Source organism: Rhizobium pantanalense, from assembly GCF_030182525.1.
GTDB lineage: Bacteria > Pseudomonadota > Alphaproteobacteria > Rhizobiales > Rhizobiaceae > Rhizobium.
In genome coordinates this window covers 1-908 of the sequence record NZ_JAQJCH010000038.1, presented here as the reverse complement: position 1 = coordinate 908, position 908 = coordinate 1, and the positions used below count along the sequence as shown (strand labels likewise).

The window sequence follows — 908 nt, the reverse complement described above, 5'->3', positions numbered from 1 at the left end:
GCTCCGGAAGAGAAGGCTCGTGGCATCACGATCTCGACGGCCCACGTTGAATACGAGACGCCGAACCGCCACTATGCGCACGTTGACTGCCCCGGCCACGCCGACTACGTCAAGAACATGATCACGGGTGCGGCCCAGATGGACGGCGCGATCCTGGTTTGCTCTGCTGCTGACGGCCCGATGCCGCAGACGCGCGAGCACATCCTGCTCGCCCGCCAGGTTGGCGTTCCGGCAATCGTCGTGTTCCTGAACAAGGTCGACCAGGTTGACGACGCCGAGCTTCTCGAGCTCGTCGAGCTTGAAGTTCGCGAACTTCTGTCGTCCTACGACTTCCCGGGCGACGACATCCCGGTCGTCAAGGGTTCGGCACTTGCTGCTCTTGAAGATTCGGACAAGAAGATCGGCGAAGACGCGATCCGCGAGCTGATGGCTCAGGTTGATGCCTACATCCCGACGCCAGAGCGTCCGATCGACCAGCCGTTCCTGATGCCGATCGAAGACGTGTTCTCGATCTCGGGCCGTGGTACGGTTGTGACGGGCCGCGTCGAGCGTGGCGTGATCAAGGTTGGTGAAGAAGTCGAAATCGTCGGCATTCGTCCGACGTCGAAGACGACGGTTACCGGCGTTGAAATGTTCCGCAAGCTGCTCGATCAGGGCCAGGCTGGCGACAACATCGGCGCGCTGATCCGCGGTGTTAACCGTGACGGCGTCGAGCGTGGTCAGATCCTGTGCAAGCCGGGCTCTGTGAAGCCGCACAAGAAGTTCAAGGCTGAAGCCTACATCCTGACGAAGGAAGAAGGCGGCCGTCATACGCCGTTCTTCACGAACTACCGTCCGCAGTTCTACTTCCGTACGACTGACGTGACCGGCATCGTGACGCTTCCGGAAGGCACGGAAATGGTTATGCC

Annotated in this window: 1 protein-coding gene; it reads left to right on the top strand. The window is 60.8% G+C overall.

From position 1 onward, the window contains the following. On the top strand, window positions 1-908 hold a 908-nt coding region (gene tuf / locus PH558_RS34005; protein WP_285208560.1), incomplete at both ends, for an elongation factor Tu.